Raw genomic sequence first — 20,036 nt, forward strand, 5'->3', positions numbered from 1 at the left:
GGTGCCCATGCCGGAGCCTGGGCGCGGCCAGCCAATCCAAGCGTAACCCGAACAGTCAAGCTCTCAAGGCACCCGCTTCATCGTGATGAAGTCGGTCGCCATGCCCTCGACGAGGGGCTTGAGCTTGAACACGTCGCCTTCACAGCGGTACTCGAAGAGGGTCCCGGGGCGGTCCATGCCCGAAAAGGCGTTGGTCGCGGGCACGGGCATGTCGCGGCCGCCGAGCGTGGCCTTGGTCTCGACGCGCAGTCCGCTCATGTCGGCGCGCGTCGTCTTCCAGCGACCGGGGCCCGCGGGCTCGTATTCAGCGCTCGAACGGCCGTTCATCTTGAGCGTGATCGTCAGCGCCGTCCCGGCCGTGGGCGCCTCGAACACGTTCTCGACACCGCCCTCGCTCGTCTCGCACACGTAGCTGCCACGCTCGTTGCCGCTGAACGTGCAGATGTACTTCCCGCGCTCGCTGACGACGCGCGCGCCCGACGAGCTGCGCGCCAGCGTCTCGAGGAACTGATCGGCATAGTCGTATTCCCACTTGCCCGCCGGGCAGCTCGCCGCCGGCGCTACGGCGGACGCGCCGCTCGGAGCAGGCGCGGCCGGCGCGGCCGCGGCGGTCGCGCCCGCGGACGCAGGCGCGCTCGCGGACTCGGAGCGGTCACAGGCTGCGAGCGCAGCAATCGACATCACGGTGAACGGGAGCAGGTGCGGACGTGCCATGCATCGAGGGTACGCGCCCAGGCGCTCGGCTGCACCAAGAAGGGACGTGCCGGCGTCGAGGGGGAGGGTCGTCGGGAAAGCGAGCGCCAGGGCGGGCGCGCCGCCCGGTCAGGCGATCGACGGCGGGCTCCGCTCGAGCTGTCCTACGCGCTCGGGGTGGAGACTGTCATCTTGCCGAGCAGCTCCTCGAGAAATACCTTGTAGTTCAGCTTGCGGGGCTCAGCCCCCGTGGAAAGGCACGAGGGGAACGTCTCGAACACCGCATCATCGTTGGGGTTGCCAAAGTACACGATGCTCAGCCGCTCGCTGCCCGCGCGCTCCCTGGGCGTCACGACCTGGTGCCTCGTGGCCTTGAGGCGACCGTTGCTGATGAACTCCATCATGTCGCCGATGTTGAACCGGCGGTGAGTCAGGCTGCCTCGCGGAAACGCCTGGACCGCGCGGCGAGCAGCGCGGCGAGCAGGAGCCAGGGCGCGGACGAGCCGGCCGGGTCAAGGCCAGCGCCGCGCGCCAGGGCGCAGCCGTTGCCGTGCGCGCGCGGCGGGGCGCTCCCCTCCGGTGCAGGCGCCGGAGGCGCGCCACCGGCGTCGCCGCCGGAGCCGCCAGAGCCCGTTGCGGCTGCGTCGCCACCCTGGCCCCCGCCACCGTGACCCTCGCCGCCTTGGCCCCCGCCGCCCTGGCTGCCGCCGCCAGCGCCGCCCCCGGAGCCGCTGGCGGCCTCCGCGAGCAAGCAACCCCCGGCGATGCACTCGCCGCCTGGACAGGGCGCCCCGTCGAGCTTGTAGCGCCGCTCGCAGGCGCCGGTGGCCGGGGCGCAGACGGCGCGCCTGCAGGTGGAGGTGTCGGGCTGCGGGCACACGAAGGGATCGCCGCCGACGCAGGCGCCGTTCTGGCAGGTATCGGTCTGCGTGCAGGCGTTGCCGTCGTCGCAGGGGCTGCCGTCGGGCTTGCGCGGGTTGCTGCAATCGCAGGCGTCGCCGACCCCATCGCGGTTGACGTCGGCCTGGTCGGGGTTCGCGATCAGGGGGCAGTTGTCCACCGTATCGCCGACGCCGTCGGCGTCGTCGTCCTCGTCGCAGGCGTCGCCGAGGAGATCGCCCGCCGGCAGGCCACCATCGGTGTTGGCCTGGAGCGTGTTCGGGACCGCAGGGCAGTTGTCCTCGCTGTCGGCGATGCCGTCCTCGTCGCTGTCGAGCTCGCAGGCTCCGCCCCTGCACTGCCCGCTGAGGCACTCCTTCGGGAGCGCGCACGGGGCGCCGGCGGGCTTCTTCGGCAGGCAGTCGCCCCCGGTCGCCGAGCAGTAGGCCGAGTCGGCGCACTGGGTGTCGAAGGTGCAGCCCGTGAGGCAGGCGCCCGCGACGCAGCGGTACTCGGCGCAAGATCGGGTGTCGCCCTCGGCGCAGACCCCGCGCCCGTCGCAGAGGGGGGCCTCGACGAGCTCGGAGGCGTCCTTGCACGAGGCCGCGCCGCAGGGGCTGCCCTGCGCCCGCAGCTGGCAGCCGCCGCGGCCGTCGCAGAGGCCGTTGGTGCCGCAGGAGGAGGCAGGCTCCGCGGCGCAGTCGTCGTCCGGATCGGCGCCGGCCTGGATGGGGCCGCATGCGCCGTCGGGGCCGGCGCCCTTCTTCGCGGCGGAGCAGGCCATGCACACGCCCGCGCAAGGGGTATCGCAGCAGACGCCATCGACGCAGGAGGCGCCGGCGCAGTCCGCGTCGGTGTCGCAAGGGTCGCCGGGGAAGGCCGCGGTGTAGAGCTCGGCGCTGGCGAGATATATGCCGGGGCCCACGCCGCCGGTGACCAGGACCTTGCCATGGCGCAGCAGGGTCGCTGCGTGTTGAGATCGCTCGGAGTACATCGTCCCTGCCGGAGACCAGCTGTCCGTGGCCAGGTCGTACACCTCCGCGCTCGCGCTGCCATGGCCATAGACAGAGGCATTGCCCGCGACCAGGACCCGCCCGTCCAGGAGCCGCGTCGCCGTGTGGTTCTGGCGCCCGGTGCTCATGGGAGCTCGCGGCGTCCAGCGATCGGTCGCCGGGTCGTACAGCTCTGCGCTCGCGAGCCCGCTGATCCCCTCCGAATCCGGGGAGCCGCCCGTGACCAGGACCCGCCCATCGTCCAGCAGCGTCGCCGTGTGCGCCCGGCGCCCGGCGCTCATCGGTGCTGCCGCTGTCCAGCTGCGCGCGTCGGGGCTCCAGAGCTCCGCGTTCGGGGCCTCACCGCGGGGCCCGTAGCCGCCTGTGACCAGGACCCGCCCGTCGCCCAGCAGCGTCGCCGCATGCGCATTGCGCGCGGCGATCATCGTCACCGTTTCCGTCCAGGTGTCTTCCTCCGGGTCGTAGATCTCCGCGCTCGCGAGGTTGCTGTAGTTGGCCCCGACGCCGCCTGTGACCAGGACCCGCCCGTCGTCCAGCAGCGTGGCCGTGTGCCCCTGGCGCGCGGCGATCATCGGCGCTGCCTCTGTCCAGTCGCGCATCATGGGGTCGAAGATCTCCACGGTCGCGAGCGCGCCCTCCGCCCTGCTCGCGTAGCCGCCCGCGACCAGGACCCGCCCGTCGCCCAGCAGCGTGGCCGTGTGCGTGTAGCGCGCGTCATGCATCTCCTTCGCCGCGGTCCAGGTGCCGTCGGCCGGGTCGTAGATCTCCGCGGTCTTGAGGTCGATGGCGTCGGCCCCGTAGCCGCCCGCGACCAGGACCCGCCCGTCGCCCAGCAGCGTCGCCGTGTGCACGTAGCGCGCGTCGCGCATCGGCGCGGTCTCCGACCACGGGCTCGTGCCCGGCGGGTCGTAGACCTCGGCGTTCGCCTCGATGCCTTGATTGCCGCCCGTCACGAGCACGCCGCCGCGCGGGAGCAGCGTCGCCGTATGATCGCTGCGGCCGACGGCCATCGCCGGCGCGTTCGACCAGGAGCCCTCCGCCGGGTCGTAGATCTCCGCGTCCGCCAGGTGGAGGGACGAGTGGAGGCCGCCTGTGACCAGGACCCGCCCGCCGTCGAGCAGCGTCGCCGTGTGGTCGAAGCGCCCGAAGCTCATGGGCGCCGCCGGCGTCCAGCTGCCGTTCACCGGGTCGAACAGCTCCGCGCTCGCGAGGAACGTGCCGTCGCTCGTCAAGCCGCCCGTGACGAGGACTTGCCCGCCGTCGAGCCGCGTCGCCGTGTGCCCTCGGCGCACGGTGCTCATCGATCGCGCCGGGGTCCAGGTGTTCGTCGCCGGATCGTACACGTCCACGGTCGAGACCTCGCCCGCCGCCCCGGTGCCGCCTGTGACGAGGACCCGCCCGTCGGCCAGCAGCGTCGCGGTGTGCGCATAACGCGCGGTGCTCATCGGTGCCGCCGCGGTCCAGATGCCCTCCCGCGGGTCGAACAGCTCCGCGCTCGCGAGGAACTTGCCATTGCTCCAGCCGCCCGCGACGAGGATCCGCCCGCTGTCCAGCCGCGTCGCCGTGGGGCCCTGGCGCGCGCCGTTCATCGGCCGCGCCGGCGTCCAGCGGTCCTCCGCCGGGTCGTACAGCTCCGCGCTCGCCACCGTCGTGCCCGAGCCGTCGGAGCCGCCCGCGACGAGGACTTGCCCGCTGTCCAGCAGCACGGCGGCGTGCTCGAGGCGCGGTGCGATCATCGGCTGAGCCGGCGCCCAGCTGTCGTCCGCCGGATCGTACAGCTCCGCGCTCGCGGCATAGCCCTCGCCGCCATAGCCGCCCACGACCAGGACCCGCCCGTCGTCGCCGCCCAGCAGCGTGGCCGTATGCCCCCCGTCCCGCCTCATGGCCATCGCGCCGAGCGGGCGCCACAGCGGATCCACGAGCACGAGCTCCCCCGACGCTTCGACGAGCAGCGCGATCTCCGCCCCGCGCGCCTCGAGGCGCGCCGCGATAGGCCGCCCGCCCTCCGCGAACGCTCGCGGCGCGGTGACGCGCAGCCGCGGCGTCCCCGCCGCGTCCACCACCTCGACGGCCTCGCCGCGCTGCCGCAGCGCCGCGCCGTCCACCTCCCAGACGGCCGCGGGCTCACCCGCCGGCGCGGCGCCCGGCGCCACGGTGAGCCATTCCTCGATGCCCCCGGCGGCCGCCCGCCAGAACGACGCGCCGCCCGCGCGGCCATAGATCACCGCGCCGTCGACCACCGCCCCCTGGCCGGACGCGCCGGCCTCCCGCACCCGCACCTCGAAGCCGCCCGCGCCCGAGAGCCGCATCCAGCCGCCGCCGTCGCGCGGCAGCTCGGCCTGGAGCCGCTGCCGTCCGCCGCCCGGGCCGGCCGCGCCGAGGGCGAAGCCACCCTCGGTCGCCGCCGGCGCGCCGGGAGCACCGCTGCCCAGCACCTCGGCGGCCTGCGCCGGGAACCGGCGCTGCACGAGCGCCGCCGCCGCCGCGCCGTCGTGCCCCGCCGCGCACCCGAGCGCGCCCATCCACCCCACGACGGCCAGCACCAGGACGGCCATGACCAGCACGCGAAGACCCGACCCAGCTCGCATGCCAGCGAATGTCTCACGCGGTCACGCCCGCAACAACAGCGCCGCGAGCGCGGCTCACACGAGCGATGTGCAGATCCCGAACCGGGGATGATAGACCCCGACTCGGCGCTTGCCGCTCCGCGTCTCGGGCGTCACGAGGACGACCACGCTCCTGTCGAGCGGCGCGTTCGCGCGAATCCGCACGTGCTGGCCGGCGACGACGACGTGCCAGATGTTCACCGTCCCGTACCTCGTCACGACGGCTCCCTCGTAGATGTGCGCCGCCGACGGCGCGCCGCGGAGCGCCAGGCGGCACGCGGCATAGCTGCCCAGCAGCTGATACAGGAGCACGAACGGCATGACGCCGAGCGAGACCGTGAGGAGCATCGCGACGAAATCGACGTGCCGGTAGAAGGCGCCGACCCCGAGCAGCCCCGCCCAGAAGAGCAGCGAGTACCCCACGCCGGCCAGCTGGTGCCGGACGTGCCGCAAGGCCGCCCAGGGGCGCGGGGGCGGCGCGCGGAGCTCCTCGGGCAACTGGATCGCGTTGGGGGGCTCCATGGCGTACCGCTCCGGCATACCCGGGGCGGCAGCGGAGCTCAATCGGACAGCGCGCGAGTCGCCGCGTCTTCCCGCGCTCCTCCAGCCGCTTCGCCGCTCCCGATGCGCCTGCGCTCGCCGCCGGAGCCCGCTCTCCCGGGCACGCCGGCGATCACGGCGCGAAGATGACCGCCCCGCCCGGCGGGACGCTCATCGAGAGCACGCCGGTCGCGGAGACGATCTCGCTCGATCCGCCGAGCGCGTCCCTGAGCTCGGTGCCGGGCGGGAGACCGAGCGCCTGAGCGACCTCGACCGAGATGCGCTGCTCCGTCCCCGCGCGCGTCAGCGCCACCACGGCCGACTCCCCCCGGCCGTGCCGGCGGCCGAAGACCAGCGTGTCCTCGGTGGCGGTGAGGTTCACGTAGGCGCCGCGGCGGAGCGCGGGGATCGCCCGCCGCGCGGTCCCGAGCGCGCGCACGAAATCGAGCGTCTCCAGCTCGTCCGCCGTGAGCTCCGCCTCCGGACGCCACACGCTGCGGTTGTTCGGGTCGGCGCCGCCCCACTCTCCGTACTCGTCCCCGTAGTAGAGCAGCGGCGCGCCCGGGAGGCCCAGGAGCCACGCCATCGCGAGGCGCGTCCGCGCGTACACCTCGGGCGACCCGGGCGCTTCCGCGGTGTCCGACCACTGGCGGCCCGGGACATCCCGGCCGCGAGGCCCCGCATCGTCGCGGTAGTCGGCGAGCGTCGCGAAGCGGGCCGTGTCGTGGCTGCCGAGGTACGGCGTCATGATCGCGCCCTCCGGCCACCGCCGCTGCCCGTGCTCGACCCAGTACGCGGCGTGCAGCATGCCCTCCTCGCCCCAGCCGAACGTTCGGTAAGAGACCCCGTGATAGAGGACGAAATCGAACTGGCCGTCGAGCCCCTGAGGGCCGATGTACCTCGCGATCGTCCCGTAGTTCTCGTCGTTGCACGGGTCGGCGCAGTCGCTCCAGCCCATCGCCGTCTCGCCCATCAGGAAATAACGTGTGCCGGCCGGCTCGAACGCCTCCCGGACCTCCGCGGCGAGGTTGCGCGTCGCGATCTCCTCCACGTGCTTCACGGCGTCGACGCGGAGCCCGTCGAGATCGAACGCGTCGAGCCAGTAGATCGCGTCCGCCACGAACGCCGCGTTGGCCTCGGGCACCGTGTGATCCACGTCGGGGAGGTAGCTCGCGAACATGCAATCGAGCGCGTGCGACGTCCAGTCGCACCCGTCGGTCCCGCAGACGCACCCCGTCCTGAACCAGCCCGGGTGAGACGAGACGTACTCGTGATCTTCGTGCACGTGGTTCACCACGAAGTCCTGGAGGACGCGGATCCCGTGGCGGTGCGCCTCGGCCACCACCGCGCGGAGCGCCCCGGCGCCGCCGAGCCGCGGATCCACCTCGCGCGCCTTGATGGGCCAGTAACCGTGATATCCGGTGACCCGGTGGACTCCATCGCTCGCCAGGTAGGCGCCGGCAGGGTTCTGCTGGAATGGCGTGAGCCAGATGGCCCGCACGCCCAGGGCGTCGAGCGTGCCTTCCTCGATGGCCTGCCTCAGCCCCTCGAGATCCCCGCCGGCCCAGTCGCCCCGCGGATCGGCGCCCGGCGTGGCGGGCGGGTTCAAGGTCGGATCGCCGTCGCGGTAACGATCGGTGACGACCATGTAGATGAGCGCGTCCTCCCAGGAGAACGCCTCGGCCTCGACCCAGAACACAAGCCGGAGCGGCTCACCGGCGCGGCCGCTCCGGGTCGCCCCGCGGAGGGTGACGCGGTATTTGCCGTCGCCGAGGCCTCCCAGCTGGATCCGCACGTCGCCGCGCGCGTCGATCGAGAGCTCCCGATCCGTGAGCGGGCGCGCCCCGCCGTCCTGGCCCTGTAGAACCGCCTCGAACGCGGCCGCCTCCGGGCCCGCGCCTTCGATGCCGTCCTTGTACACGAGCCGAGCCTCGAAGGCGCCCTGTCCGGCGGCAGGCCGCGTCGCCTGGCTGGACGCGACAGAGAACGACGGGAGGCGGCAGTCAGGGACCTTGACGGCCGAGTTCTCGACCCCGTCGACGTACTTGCGTCGCCCCTCCGCCGGGTCGAGCACCCACGAGATCTCGCCGCCCGACCGATAGGCGATCTTGTAGCCGTGCAGCCCCGGCGGCAGGTCGACGGTGGCCACGAGCCGGCCCTGCGTACCGCCCTGCAGCTGCGGGGCAGCGCCGAGATCGAAGCCGTTCCACTCGCCAGGGACGCGGACGTCCGTGGCCCCGGGAGGCGCGTTGAACGTGAACGAGGTCGGACAGAGCACGTTCCCGTACTGGGCTCCTCCGCCCGCCCCGCCAGCGCCTGCGGCCTCGCCGCCTGCGCCGCCTACGCCAGCCGCCTCGCTGCCGGCAGCACCGGCGCCTGCCGTCCCGGCGCCGCTCGTACCCTTCTCCTGGCCCGCGTCGAGCTCGCGATCGCCCCCACACGCGAGCGGGACGGCAGGGAGCATGACGGCGCAGACAGCGGCGATCACGACGGCAGAACGGCGGCGCGACATGGCCTCGAGCAGTATCCGATCGCGAGGGGCATGTCAGCGCGCGCGTCGCCCTGAACCACCGCAGCCGCTGCGGAGAACAGCGATGCTCCGCCCATGCTGTCGCGTCGCTAACAGACTCGCGCAGTTTCCGTCGGGGCTCGCCCCGCACCCAGGCGTTCGCTTCGCGCTTTGTCGGGCCGAACCGCGTGAGCTCACGCGCTCGGAGCGGCCTGGTCTCGCGACCCGATCAAGGCGTGTACCGATAGAGCTCGATCCAATCGTAGGTCGCGCTCGCCTTGCCCGTCTCGGCCGTCACGGCCCCGGCCCACTCCGCGCTCGACGACGCCCAGATCGTCATGAGCACATTCTGCGGAAGCATCATGAGGTCGATGCGCTCCGTCCACTCGTGTCGGAGCACGTCGTCGACGGAAAAGCGGGCGCCGGACGGTGTCCATTCGATCTGGTACGTGTGAAAGTCCGCGCTCGGGTCGAAGCCGAGGTCCACCTTCTGCGGATGCTGAGTCGGACTGACGGATTGCGTCACCGGGGGCCGTACCGGAGCGCCAGTGTACACCATGGCGTTGAACTGCACGTCATTCGGCTCGGCCCCGAGGCACTCGATGTCGAGCTCGTTCCAGTTGTCCGCTGGCCAGGGGGTGTAGATCGTGACCAGTGACGAGACGACCGCCGAGCCTCGGGCCAACTTGACGCGAGCGCGCACGCGCCCGTACGTGAGCGAGTCGATGGAGCGAACCTCGGCGCCCAGGAAGGTCTTGGCGGCTCCGGAGCTGTCGGCGGTGCCCTGGGGGGCCGGCGTGAGCCGGAGCACCAGCTGCCCACGTTCGATGGTAGCGGCGGATCGCGAAAACAGCGCCAGATTGCCCGTCCAGGAATGTGTCATCAGCTGCCAGCGAGCTGCGTCCAGCTGATCGAAATCGTCGCGGAAGAGCAGGGTGAAGGCCTCTTCGGCCGGGGGAGGGCCGCCCGCTGAGCCGCCGTTACCCGTGGCGCCTGCCGCTGCTGTGCCATCCTCCGTTCCCCCGGCGCCGCCCGCCCCGCCCGCGCCGCCCGCGCCGCCCGCCCCGCCCGCGCCGGCTCCGGTGCCGGAGGCGCCAGCCGCAGCCCCAGCCCCCGTCATGGAGCTACCCGTTCCGGCGCTGGAACCACCACCAGCACCCGCGCCGGTGCCGTCCCCGCCAGCCCCCGTCGCAGAGCCCGGGGGCTGGCTGGAGTCGCCACAGGCCAGCGCGGTGAATGCGGAGAACAGAAGCGAAGCGACCGTGCAGCGCGTCGAAGACATCATGGGCTCCACTTGGCGCGCCGGGTGCGAGAGCGCTTCGCATTTTTTGCTTCCTGTCCGCGTCACCGCTGCCGCACACTGACCTGGCCTTGAGCGCTCGGCCCGCGTTGTTCCAGCCCTTTCCGATGCTCGCCGGCCGGCGCGCCCAGGTCTTCCGCCACCAGCCGCAGTACCGTCGGCCCCGGCACTTCCACGAGGAGCCGGAGATCAACCTCGTCGCTCGCGGCACGGGCATCATGGGCGTGGGGAAGCGCGTGGTGCCGCTCGTGGCGGGCACGCTGCTCTATTTCGCGCCGGGGCAAGATCACGCGCTCCTCGAGGAGAGCAGCGATTTCGTTCTGTACGTCGCGGCGCTCCGCCCCGAGCTGGGGGCTCGCGTCGCGGGGGCCGCGTCGAAGGTCGCGCTCGACGCTGTGCAGCTCGCGCCGGCCGTGCTCGCCGACGAGCTCGCGCTCCTCGGCGCGCTCGACCGAGCGCGCGACATCTCGGTCGTGGAGCATCGCCTCGCGGAGCTCTTCGAGCGGTCGCTGTCGAACGTGCCGCTCCCCCACGTGGTAAGCCGCCGCATCTTCGAGCTCTTGCGGCTCGATCCGAATCTCCCCGGGGCGGCCCTCGCGGCGCGCCTGCACACGGGCGAGAGCGGGATCAGCCGGCGTTTTCGCAAGGACGTGGGCGTGAACGTCGTCGAGTACCGTGCGCGGCTCAAGCTGATGCAGTTCGTCGCCGAGGTGGATCGCGGCGCGAGCTTCGCGCGCGCGGCGTACGCCGTCGGGTTCGGGAGTTATGCGCAATGCCACCGCGTCTTCACGCGCGCCCTCGGCTGCGCGCCCCAGGACTATTTCGGCGGCCAGCGCGCGGCGCTGACCGAAATGACCGTGCCGATGCACGGATGGTAACCGTGAACTCCGGTGACCTGGCGGACTCCGTCGCTCGTCAGGTAGGCGCCGGCAGGGTTCTCCTGGAACGACATGCGCCAGATAGCCCGCACGCCCAGCGCGTCGAGCGTGCCGTCCTCGATCGCCCGAGGCGCGTTGAACGTAGCGGCTCTCGGCCGAGGCAGCCTGGCGACGACGCCTCGGGCGCGCACGCCGCCGAGCCCGTCGGCTGATGCGAATTCGTGCAGGATCGCCCGCAACGCTGGCCATGATGCGGGGGCGGGGAATGGTATACCTTGCCGGGGAGGGGGCTCCTGCTGCCACTGCCGAGGCTGCCTCGCCCAGCGCCTGAATGACGAGCCCGTCCCCTCCCTTTCCCTACACGATTCGCGAGACCATTCACGAGGGCCGCGGTACCGCCGTGTACCGTGCTGTTCGAAACGCCGACGGCCATCCGGTGGTCCTCAAGGTGCTCGACCCGAGGAGCTGCCGGCCGCAGGACCTCGCCCGGCTCAAGAGGGAGTACGAGACGGGCAAGATGCTCGACGTGGGAGCCGTCGTCAGGCCCCTCGCCCTGGAGATGTACGATGGGGCGCTCGCCCTCGTCATGGAAGACTCCGGCGCCGAGCCGCTGGATCGACGGCTCGGCGCGCCGATGGCGATCGGCAGGTTCCTCGCGCTCGCCGTCCGCATCGCGGAGGCCGTCTCCGACATCCATCAGCGAGGCGTCGTTCACAGAGACCTCAAGCCCGCAAATATCCTGGTCATTCCCGCGACGGGCGAGGTGAAGATCGCCGATCTCGCGCTCGCCTCACGGCTCTCCGGCGAACAGCACGCCTTGGGGCCAGCACGCCTCATCGAGGGGTCCCTGCCTTACATGTCGCCCGAGCAGACAGGGCGGATGAACCGTGGGATCGACAGCCGCACCGATCTGTATTCCCTGGGCGTCACGTTCTACCAGATGCTCACGGGGAAGCTCCCGTTCGACGCCCGCGACCCGCTGGAATGGATCCATTGTCACGTCGCCCGCGCGTTCGCGGCCCCGTCCGAGGTGGTCTCCGAAGTGCCCGAGGCGATCGAGCACATCGTGATCAAGCTCCTCGCGAAGATGCCCGAGGAGCGCTACCAGACGGCCCGCGGCCTTGGCCATGACCTGAAACGGTGCTTCGACTCATGGCGCCGCGGTGGGAGCGTCGCGCCCTTCCCGCTGGGCGAGCAGGACGCGTCGGGCCGCCTGCGGATCCCGCAGAAGCTCTATGGGCGCGACGAGGCGATCGCGGCGCTGCTGCGCGCCTTCGAGGGCGTGATCGACACCGGATCTCCCGAGCTCGTGCTCCTCTCGGGCTACTCCGGCATCGGCAAATCGACGCTGGTCCACGAGCTGGACAGGGCCGTCGCCCGCGAGCGGGGGTTCTCCGCCTCGGGAAAATTCGATCAGCACAAGCGCGAGATCCCTTACTCCACCATCGTGCAGGCCGTTCAGGAGATCGTGCTCGAGCTCCTCGCCGACAGCGCGCGGATCGCCGCATGGAAGCAGCGGTTGCTCGAGGTCCTCACGGTCAACGGGCAGCTCATCGTCGACTTGATCCCGCAGCTCGAGCTGGTCATCGGCCCGCAACCGCCGGCTCCCGAGCTGCCGCCGGTCGAGGCGCAGAACCGGTTCCGCATCGTCTTCCGGCACTTCATCGGGGTGTTCGCCCGGAAGGAGCACCCCCTCGTGCTCTTCCTCGACGATCTCCAGTGGGCCGACTCGGCGAGCCTCTCGCTCTTGCAGGATCTGGTGACGCACCTCGACACGGGGCACCTCCTCGTCGTCGGCGCGTATCGCGACAACGAGGTGACCCCCTCGCACCCGCTCATGACGGCGCTGGGCGAGGTGAGGAGGGAGGGCGCGCGCGTCCGGGTTATCGTGCTCGGCCCGCTCTCCCGCGAGCACCTGTCCATGCTCGTCAGCGATATGCTCCAGTGCCGCCCCGAGGACGCCGCGCCGCTCTCGGCGTTGGTCCACGAGAAGACGGCCGGCAACCCCTTCTTTGCGATCCAGTTTCTCCTCGCCCTCCACGAAGAGCGGCTGATCGAGCTCGACCCGATCGCGGGCGCCTTCCGGTGGGACATGGCGAAGATCCGCGCCAAAGGCTTCACCGACAACGTGGTCGACCTGATGGTCGACAAGCTCGCGCGGCTCCCCGCGGGCACCCAGGAGGCGCTGAAGCAGCTCGCCTGTCTCGGGAGCGCCGCGGACGTCGGCGTCTTGACGATAGCGTGCGACCGCTCGGAGGAGGCGCTGCACGAGGATGTCTGGCAGGCCATCCTCGCGGGGCTCGTCCTCTGCCACGAAGGCACCTACAAGTTCCTGCACGACCGCGTCCAGGAGGCAGCCTACTCGCTCATCCCGGAGGCTCGGCGGGCCGCGGTGCACCTCGAGATCGGCCGACGCCTCGCGTCTCGTCTGCCAGGCGGGGCGGTCGAGGAGCGGGCGTTCGACGTCGCGACCCAGCTCAATCACGGCGCTCACCTCATCACCGATCCACGCGAGAAGGAGGCGCTCTGCCGGCTCAACCTCCTGGCAGGGATCAAGGCGAAGGCCTCGGTCGCCTACGCCTCGGCGCGCAGCTACCTGGCGCAGGCGACGTCTCTCTTGCCGCCGGACGCCTGGAGCGCGCGGTACGAGGACACGCTGATGCTCTACCTGGAGCTCGCCGAATGCGAGTCCATCACCGGCAACTTCCAGCCGGCCGACGGGCTGTTCGATCTGATCCTCCAGAACGCCCGCTCCAGGCCCGACCGCGCCAGGGCCCACCGGCTGCGCATGCGGCTCTACCAGATCGCCGGGCGACACCGCGACGCCATGACGGTCATGATCGAGGCCCTGCGGCTCTACGGGGCGACGCTGCCGGAGACCGACGAGGAGATCCAGGCCGCCGTGGAGGCCGAGATCCGGCAGGTCCCGATCGCCTTGCGCGGCCGCCGCATCGCCGATCTCGTCGATGCGCCCGTGGCGACCGACGAGGACGTGCGGGCGTTCATCAGCCTTGTCGCCGAATCGGCCCCCCTCGTGTTCTCCGTGCGACCGGCGCTCTGGCCGCTGCTCACCGCCAAGGGGGTGAACGCGTCCCTGCAGCACGGACCCGCCGAGGAGTCCTCTTTCGTTTATAGCTGCTACGCCGCGGTCATGGTGTCCATCCTCGGGGACGTCCCGGGCGCGTTCCAGTTCTCCGAGATGGCGCTCAGGCTGAACGAGAAATTCAAGAGCGTCACGGCCATGCTGAAGGGGAGGCTGCTCTTCCACCACGCGGGCGTCATCAGCATCTGGTACAGGCACTACGCGACGAGCATCCCGCTCATGGACAAGGCATTCCTCGATTGCCTCGACGTCGGAGACTTCATCTTTGCCGGCTATTTGACGTACAACATGGTGTGGCTCGTCCTGGAGAACGGCGACCCGCTCGACCGCGTGATCGAGGTCGCGCGGAGATACGCCGCCTTCGCCCGGCAGACCCACAACGATGTGGTGTACCACGTGGTCCGGCTCGAAGAGCAGCTCGCGGCGAGCCTGAAGGGAGCGACGCGGGCGCCGACGAGCTTCGACAGCGGCGCCTTCGACGAGGCGAGCTCGGTCGCGATCTGCCAGAAGGCCGGCTTCGGCCTTGGAATCGCTATATATCATATCATGAAGCAGATCGCCGCGTTCACGCACGAGCGTCACGCCGAAGCGCTGGAGTCCGCGGCCGCCGCCGCGCTGATGCAGGGGCAGGCGGCGTCTCTCGCCATGGAAGTGACGCACCACTTCTACCACGCGCTCACGGTGACGGCGCTCCACGCGCAGGCGCCGGCCGAGCAGCGGCGGCGATTCGCTCAGACGCTCGAGAAGCCGCTCCAGAAGCTGAGGCGCTGGGCCGCGGGCTGCCCCGAGAACTTCCAGAGCCGCTACGCCCTGGTGTCCGCCGAGGTCGCGCGCATCGAGGGCCGGGACCTCGACGCGATGCGCCTCTACGAAGAGGCCATCCGCTCGGCGCGCGAGAGCGGCTTCGTCCACGTCGAGGCGCTCGCCTACGAGCTCGCGTCTCGGTTCTATCGAGCGCGAGGGTTCGAGCGCTTCTCCGATACGTACCTGCGTGAAGCCCGCTCGTGCTACGTGCGCTGGGGGGCCGACGGCAAGGTGAAGCAGCTCGAGCAGCGCTATCCGCAGCTCCTCGAGCGGCGGCCGCTCGAGCCGACCGCCACCTTCGCGGCCCGCACGGAGCTGCTCGACGTGCTCGCGGTCGTCAAGGCGTCGCAGACGATCTCGGGCGAGATCCTCTTCGAGAAGCTCCTGCGGACCCTGCTCGAGTCCGTCCTCGAGCAGGGAGGCGCCCAGAAGGGCTGCCTCATCCTCGTGCGGGACGGCGATCTGACGATCGAGGCGGAAGCCGCGATCGAGGAGCGACAGGGGACCGTGACCAGGGTTCTCCAGTCGTCGCCGGTGTCGTCCTCTCCGCTCCTCCCTGCCTCGCTCCTCCACTACGTGCGGCTCACCAAGGAGCGTGTGCTCCTCGATGACGCCGCCGCGAAGGCGGGCAGGTTCTCGGGGGACGAGTACATCGTCCGGCACAATCCGAGGTCGGTCCTCTGCGTCCCCATCTTGCGGCAGGCCGAGGTGCTCGGTCTGCTCTACCTCGAGAACAACCTCACGACGCACGCGTTCACGCCCGAGCGGCTCCTCGCCCTCGAGCTGCTCGCCACGCAGGCGGCCATCTCCCTCGAGAATGCGCTCCTGCTCGCCAGGGAGCGAGAGGCGCGGGCGGCGGCGGAGGCCGCGGAGCGGCGCACGGCGTTCCTCGCCCACGAGCTGAAGACGCCGCTGACTGGCCTCCACCTGAAGCTCGACACGCTCGCGCGATCGATCAAGCAGCAAGAGGCGGTCTCCGCGTCCTGGCTGTCGTCGTCCCTCACGTCGTTCAAGCGCCAGCTCGGCCGGCTCAACCTGCTGATCGACAGCCTGCTCGACCTCTCACGCGTCCAGAAGGGGCGGCTCGCCCTGACGCGTGAGCCAATGGACCTGACGGCGCTCGTGCGGGACGTCGTCGGCCGGCTGAGCGAGCAGGCCGAGCTGGCTGGATGTGCGCTCCACGTGCGAGCGGAGCGCGCCGTCGTGGGCCGGTGGGATCGGCTGCGGCTCGAGCAGGTCGCGACGAACCTGCTCACGAACGCCATGAAGTACGGCGCCGGCAAGCCGGTCCGGATCGTCGCCGACGGGGACGGGGCCGTCGCTCGCCTCTCGGTCTCGGATCAGGGCATCGGGATCTCCGAGGCCGACCAGCGGCGCGTGTTCGAGGCGTTCGAGCGCGCGACGGGGCTTCATCAAGCGCAGAGCCTCGGCCTCGGGCTGTACCTTGTCCGGGAGATCGTGCGAGCGCATGGAGGGCGCGTGGATCTGCGCAGTCAGCTGGGCTCAGGGACCACGTTCATCGTCGAGCTGCCCGTCGAGCCGGAGGGAGAGCTCGGCCTCGCGCAGCCGTCCTGAGGAGAGGGGCGCGCGGGCCGCCTGGTGCCAACTGGGCCTTGCAGCGCGGAGCCGAGGGGATGGAGTACTTTGGCCGAAGGTGGGGTCTTTTGAACCGCCAGGACGCCATAAGACGCCATAACGATGTGATGTCGAGGCGGGCGGCGGGCCACCGGCCGGCTGATTCGGGTTGACACCGCTGATGTGAGCGTTCACATTTGTCTGGGCATCCTTCCGCTTTGCCCTGGATAGCGTCATGCGCACCGGGCCCTTCGTCCTGGGGATCGGGATCGAGCTCAGCGCCGACTCCTTTCGCGAGCAACGGCGTGGAGGCATCGGTCGCGCCCTACTCCCGCCGGGCGCGAGAGCTCGACTCGTCATGGGCAAGCGGCAGCTGTCGGAGAAGTCATCATGAAAAGCATATTTCGATGGTCTCTCGGGCTCACGCCTTCGCGCATCGCGTTCTCGCTCATCGGGCTCCTTGCCTGCAGTGAAGCAGATGCCCCGGTCGAAGAGCCCGGATCCGCAGGCACCGGCGAGGCAGGCGGGGCAGGCGGCGCGCCTTCCAGCGTCGTGTCCTCGGCGTCTACAGGGGCTCTCGCTGGCGGAGGGCCCGCAGATGGGAGCGCGCAGAGTACAGCCGGGGTGGGCGGAGAGGCCGCGGGGCCGAGCACAGGTGGGGTGGGTGGAGGGGCGTCGGGGGCAGGCGGCGCGGATGAGCCGGGCGTCGGCGGGAGCAGCGGCGGAGGCTCGGCCGAGCCCGTGTTTCATGTCTTCCTCCTCCTCGGGCAATCGAACATGGCCGGGTACCCGAAGGCCTTGGCCGCAGACAAGACCGAGAATCCCCGCATCAAGGTCCTCGGCTTCGATGCCTGCGCCGCGACCGGGCGCGTCGAAGGCGCGTGGGACGTCGCTGCCCCGCCGCTCCACGAATGCTGGAACGGCGCGATCGGGCCCGGCGACTACTTCTCCAGGACGATCCTCGAGCATTACCCCGCCCAGGACACCGTCGGCCTCGTCCCGTCCGCCATCAGCGGGGAGAAGGTGGAGACGTTCATGAAGGCGGGGGGGAGCAAGTACAGTTGGATCCTGTCGCGCGCGAAGGCGGCGCAGGAGATCGGCGGCGTGATCGAGGGGATCCTGTTCCATCAAGGCGAATCGAACTGCGGCGACCCCGCGTGGCCCGGCAAGGTGAAGACGCTCGTCTCGGACTTGCGCGCCGATCTCGGTATCGGTGACGTGCCGTTCCTTGCAGGAGAGCTCCTGCATTCGGGGTCGTGCGCAAAACACAACTCGCTCGTAAACCAGCTCCCGGGGCTGATCCCCAAGGCCTACGCCGTTTCGGCGGAGGGGCTCGCCATCGATCCTGCCGACACCTGGAACCTCCACTTCGGCCACGACGCGCAGGTCACCCTGGGCAAGCGCTACGCCGAGAAGATGATCGGCGCCCTCGGTCTCTGAGCGCTCCCTGCGCGCCGCGCGGTGGAGCGTTCAGGTACGGCTCCTGGCGGGACTGTTCCGCGGTGGCGAACCGTCGCGATCGGTCGCATCCCGGGGATTTGGGGAGGACGTGACGACGGATCGCAGCCTCTCGGAAGGCGTGGGCCCAACCCGGGCCCAATTGTCAAGCCCAGGGCCTGGGGCGCTCGCCGTGACCGATCCGTCGCCGGGTTTCGTGCGCCTCCCTAGACCTGTTCATATTGGCTCGGACGGACGGGTGCCGGAGGTCGTGCGGTGTCCCCTGAGTCGGCGATATCGGGGCGAACGTACGCAGCTCCACGCCCGGGACTGCCTCACTGTCGGCACCGCCAGAGAGCGCGAATGCGCAGTGGGCGGGCGCTGATCGTCCCAGCTCCTCTTCCAACGGCCGCGACGGTGACGAGGGCGTGCTCGCTTCCCCAGCCGGGACGACAGAGCGGTGCCTCCGGTTCAAAGGCTCGCGCCAACGCCGCGGACGTGCCTTGTCCAAAGTAGGAATGCGCGCGAGAAGTGAATTTGGCGACTCTGCGTAAAAAGTTGACGCTGAATTGTCGTACGCTATAGCAGCGCCTTACATCTGCGGCTCTTGGGTCCCGCACCCCACGATAGCGGTGCGTCGAGGCGGGATTTCTCAGCGCGCCTTGTCGCGGACGCGACTTCGCGTCCACGTCGACGGTCGATTCATAAAGAGAAAGGATCGGTCATGCGACACCCATGCATAGCCCGCCATCTTGGAGTGGTGCTCTACGCGCATCTGACGCTGGGATTGGCGGCCCCCGCGTTCGCGCAAGGGGGTGATACGCTCGTCTCTGTCGGCAGCCCGGCCTCGCCTTTTTCGCAGAACAAGCAGAATGAACCGACAGTCGCGGTGGATGCCAACCATCCGAACGTGGTTGCGGCCGGGGCGAACGACAATATCGATATGGAGGCGTGCGACGCCGGCGATCCGACGACCTGCCCGTTCACCCAGGGGGTCGGCTCCTCCGGGGTCTATTTCTCCTTCGACCGTGGCCAGACCTGGACGCAGCCGACCTACACCGGCTGGACGGCCAGAGATTGTCTTGGACCCGAGGAATGTACACCGCATGTCGGGCCAATCGGAACGCTGCCCAAGTACTTCGAGAACGGGCTGGTCTCCGACGGCGATCCGGCGGTCGCCTTTGGTCCTCGCCCAGGTCCGGACGGATTCTCGTGGGACAATGGCTCGCGTCTGTACTATGCCAATCTGACCGCCAACTTCAGTGCCGAGCGCGGCGAGCAGGCGTTCAGGGGCTTCGAAGCCGTCGCCGTGTCCCGCATCGACGGAGACCCGGAGCTTACTCCCGAGATAGTAGCCGACCAGAACAACTGGCTGCCTCCTGTCATCGCTTCGCAGCGTCAGAGCTCAACGACGTTCGCCGACAAGGAGCAGATCTGGGCCGACAATGCCGAGAGCAGTCCGTTCTTCGGCAACGTCTACGTCTGCTTTGCCCAGTTCCGAGGTCAACAGGGCGCGGCGGCGCCGCTGACAGTGATACGCTCGACCGATGGCGGCGATACCTGGGAGCAGAAGCAAGTGACCCCTGCGCACAACGTCCCGCCGACGATGTGGGGGCAGTCCGGCTGCACCATCCGCACCGATAGCATCGGCGTGGTTTATGTATTCTACGAGCAGCTCCAGTCACCCTTCCGATTCTTGCCTCCGCACGGCGCGCACATGCTGGTCCAGTCGTTCGACGGCGGGAGAAGCTTCACACGGCCACGGGAGCTCTTTCGTATCACCGATCCGTGCTTCTTTATCGATCCGGTGATCGGCCGCTGCGTCATGGATGGCATCGCAGGCGCACGCAATGATCTCGCTGGCGCTCCCAATGTCGATATCGCGAACGGTGCTCCGACTGGGGGCGACGCCACAGACGAGATCGTGGACACGTGGGTCGACGGCCGAGATGGCTTGAACAATGAGCGTGTCATGCTCAGCCACTCGACCGATGGTGGGGCGACCTGGTCCGGTCCGACGACGATCCAAAGCCCCGGCGACCGCGGGTACTATACTGCACCTGCCCTCTCTCCCGATGGAACAGATCTCTATATCGTCTACAACGCGTTCCGCACCCCGTTCCGTAACAACACGACAGATCCGCGGAGCCTCGTAGGCGTGGTGCTCCACGCCGACATCGGAGTGGGAGGCGCGCCGACAGGGCTTTCTGAGTTGCATCGCGGTGATCCAGGCGATCCCCGCGGCTCCAGCCAGAACGACCTTGTGGCCGAGTTTCTGGGCGACTACGTGTACGCGGCGGCGACGAGGGACTTCGGCGTCGCTGTCTGGAACGACGTGCGTAACGCCGCAGACTGCCCCGCGATAGACGCCTTCCGTCAGTCGCTGCGCACCGGAGGCCCGGTTCCCACGCCGAGGCCCAACACCGACTGCCCGCCCACTTTCGGCAACTCGGATATCTTCGGAGGATCCTTCGCTGATCCGACGCCGTAACCAAGAGATGGGTTGGCAGCACCCATCGTTCGGGTACGAGCGGAGCGTTGCCTGAGCCGTGCTTGCCCGTCACGCCGAGCACATGGAGCTTTCGTGCCACGGAGCCATTTCGCGTTGAATTGACGATCCCGACGTCCCGTCAGGCTCCGAATGCACCCGGAGCAGGAGGCGAACGACCCGCAAGTACGGCGAAGGTGGCGTGGCGCAG

At 70.2% G+C, this 20,036-nt stretch carries 10 protein-coding genes; 4 read left to right on the forward strand and 6 right to left on the reverse strand.

Features of this window, described 5'->3' with window-relative positions:
* Window positions 1–63: 63 nt before the first annotated feature.
* From WMF19_RS41475 to WMF19_RS41500, 6 genes are all read right to left on the reverse strand, one after another.
* Entirely contained in the window at window positions 64–714 is a 651-nt protein-coding gene (locus WMF19_RS41475; protein ID WP_437895423.1) for a hypothetical protein, read from the reverse strand.
* A 143-nt stretch (window positions 715–857) separates the two neighbouring features.
* Window positions 858–1,184 (reverse strand): 2OG-Fe(II) oxygenase family protein, encoded by a 327-nt coding sequence (locus tag WMF19_RS41480; protein WP_437901726.1) that lies wholly within the window; start codon window positions 1,182–1,184, stop codon window positions 858–860.
* Window positions 1,124–5,140: a kelch repeat-containing protein gene (locus WMF19_RS41485; RefSeq protein WP_437901727.1), complete on the reverse strand. Its 4,017-nt coding sequence runs from the start codon at window positions 5,138–5,140 to the stop codon at window positions 1,124–1,126. Before WMF19_RS41485 ends, WMF19_RS41480 begins: the two co-directional genes overlap by 61 nt.
* An 87-nt stretch (window positions 5,141–5,227) precedes the next feature.
* A complete protein-coding gene (locus WMF19_RS41490; protein ID WP_437895424.1) occupies window positions 5,228–5,713 on the reverse strand; it encodes a hypothetical protein in 486 nt (161 codons plus the stop codon).
* A gap of 151 nt (window positions 5,714–5,864) precedes the next feature.
* Window positions 5,865–8,243 carry an alpha-amylase family glycosyl hydrolase gene (locus tag WMF19_RS41495; RefSeq protein WP_437895425.1) on the reverse strand — a complete coding sequence of 793 codons (2,379 nt, stop codon included), beginning with the start codon at window positions 8,241–8,243 and terminating at the stop codon, window positions 5,865–5,867.
* A 226-nt stretch (window positions 8,244–8,469) separates the two neighbouring features.
* Window positions 8,470–9,360, reverse strand: coding sequence for a glycoside hydrolase family 16 protein (locus tag WMF19_RS41500; RefSeq protein ID WP_437895426.1), 891 nt, complete (start codon window positions 9,358–9,360; stop codon window positions 8,470–8,472).
* 251 nt (window positions 9,361–9,611) lie between these two features.
* Between WMF19_RS41500 and WMF19_RS41505 the strand changes: the two genes are divergently transcribed.
* The 4 genes from WMF19_RS41505 to WMF19_RS41520 all read left to right on the forward strand — a co-directional run bounded on the left by WMF19_RS41505 (window position 9,612) and on the right by WMF19_RS41520 (window position 19,828).
* The gene (locus tag WMF19_RS41505; protein WP_437895427.1) at window positions 9,612–10,418 is read left to right on the forward strand and encodes a helix-turn-helix domain-containing protein; all 807 of its coding nucleotides are present in this window, start codon (window positions 9,612–9,614) and stop codon (window positions 10,416–10,418) included.
* A gap of 331 nt (window positions 10,419–10,749) precedes the next feature.
* Window positions 10,750–15,900, forward strand: coding sequence for an AAA family ATPase (locus WMF19_RS41510; protein WP_437895428.1), 5,151 nt, complete (start codon window positions 10,750–10,752; stop codon window positions 15,898–15,900).
* 660 nt (window positions 15,901–16,560) lie between these two features.
* Window positions 16,561–17,340 carry a sialate O-acetylesterase gene (locus WMF19_RS41515; RefSeq protein WP_437895429.1) on the forward strand — a complete coding sequence of 260 codons (780 nt, stop codon included), beginning with the start codon at window positions 16,561–16,563 and terminating at the stop codon, window positions 17,338–17,340.
* Window positions 17,341–18,097: 757 nt separating this feature from the next.
* The gene (locus tag WMF19_RS41520) at window positions 18,098–19,828 is read left to right on the forward strand and encodes a sialidase family protein (protein ID WP_437895430.1); all 1,731 of its coding nucleotides are present in this window, start codon (window positions 18,098–18,100) and stop codon (window positions 19,826–19,828) included.
* Window positions 19,829–20,036: the final 208 nt, after the last annotated feature.

The organism is Sorangium sp. So ce124, from assembly GCF_051525235.1.
Lineage (GTDB): Bacteria > Myxococcota_A > Polyangia > Polyangiales > Polyangiaceae > Sorangium > Sorangium atrum.

Excerpts from the sequence above, each read along its gene's own strand:
- WMF19_RS41475 (WP_437895423.1), bottom strand. The coding sequence starts at position 714 with ATGGCACGTCCGCACCTGCTCCCGTTCACCGTGATGTCGATTGCTGCG.
- WMF19_RS41485 (WP_437901727.1), bottom strand. The coding sequence starts at position 5,140 with ATGGCCGTCCTGGTGCTGGCCGTCGTGGGGTGGATGGGCGCGCTCGGG.
- WMF19_RS41490 (WP_437895424.1), bottom strand. The coding sequence starts at position 5,713 with ATGGAGCCCCCCAACGCGATCCAGTTGCCCGAGGAGCTCCGCGCGCCG.
- WMF19_RS41495 (WP_437895425.1), bottom strand. The coding sequence starts at position 8,243 with ATGTCGCGCCGCCGTTCTGCCGTCGTGATCGCCGCTGTCTGCGCCGTC.
- WMF19_RS41500 (WP_437895426.1), bottom strand. The coding sequence starts at position 9,360 with ATGACGGGGGCTGGGGCTGCGGCTGGCGCCTCCGGCACCGGAGCCGGC.
- WMF19_RS41510 (WP_437895428.1), top strand. The coding sequence starts at position 10,750 with ATGACGAGCCCGTCCCCTCCCTTTCCCTACACGATTCGCGAGACCATT.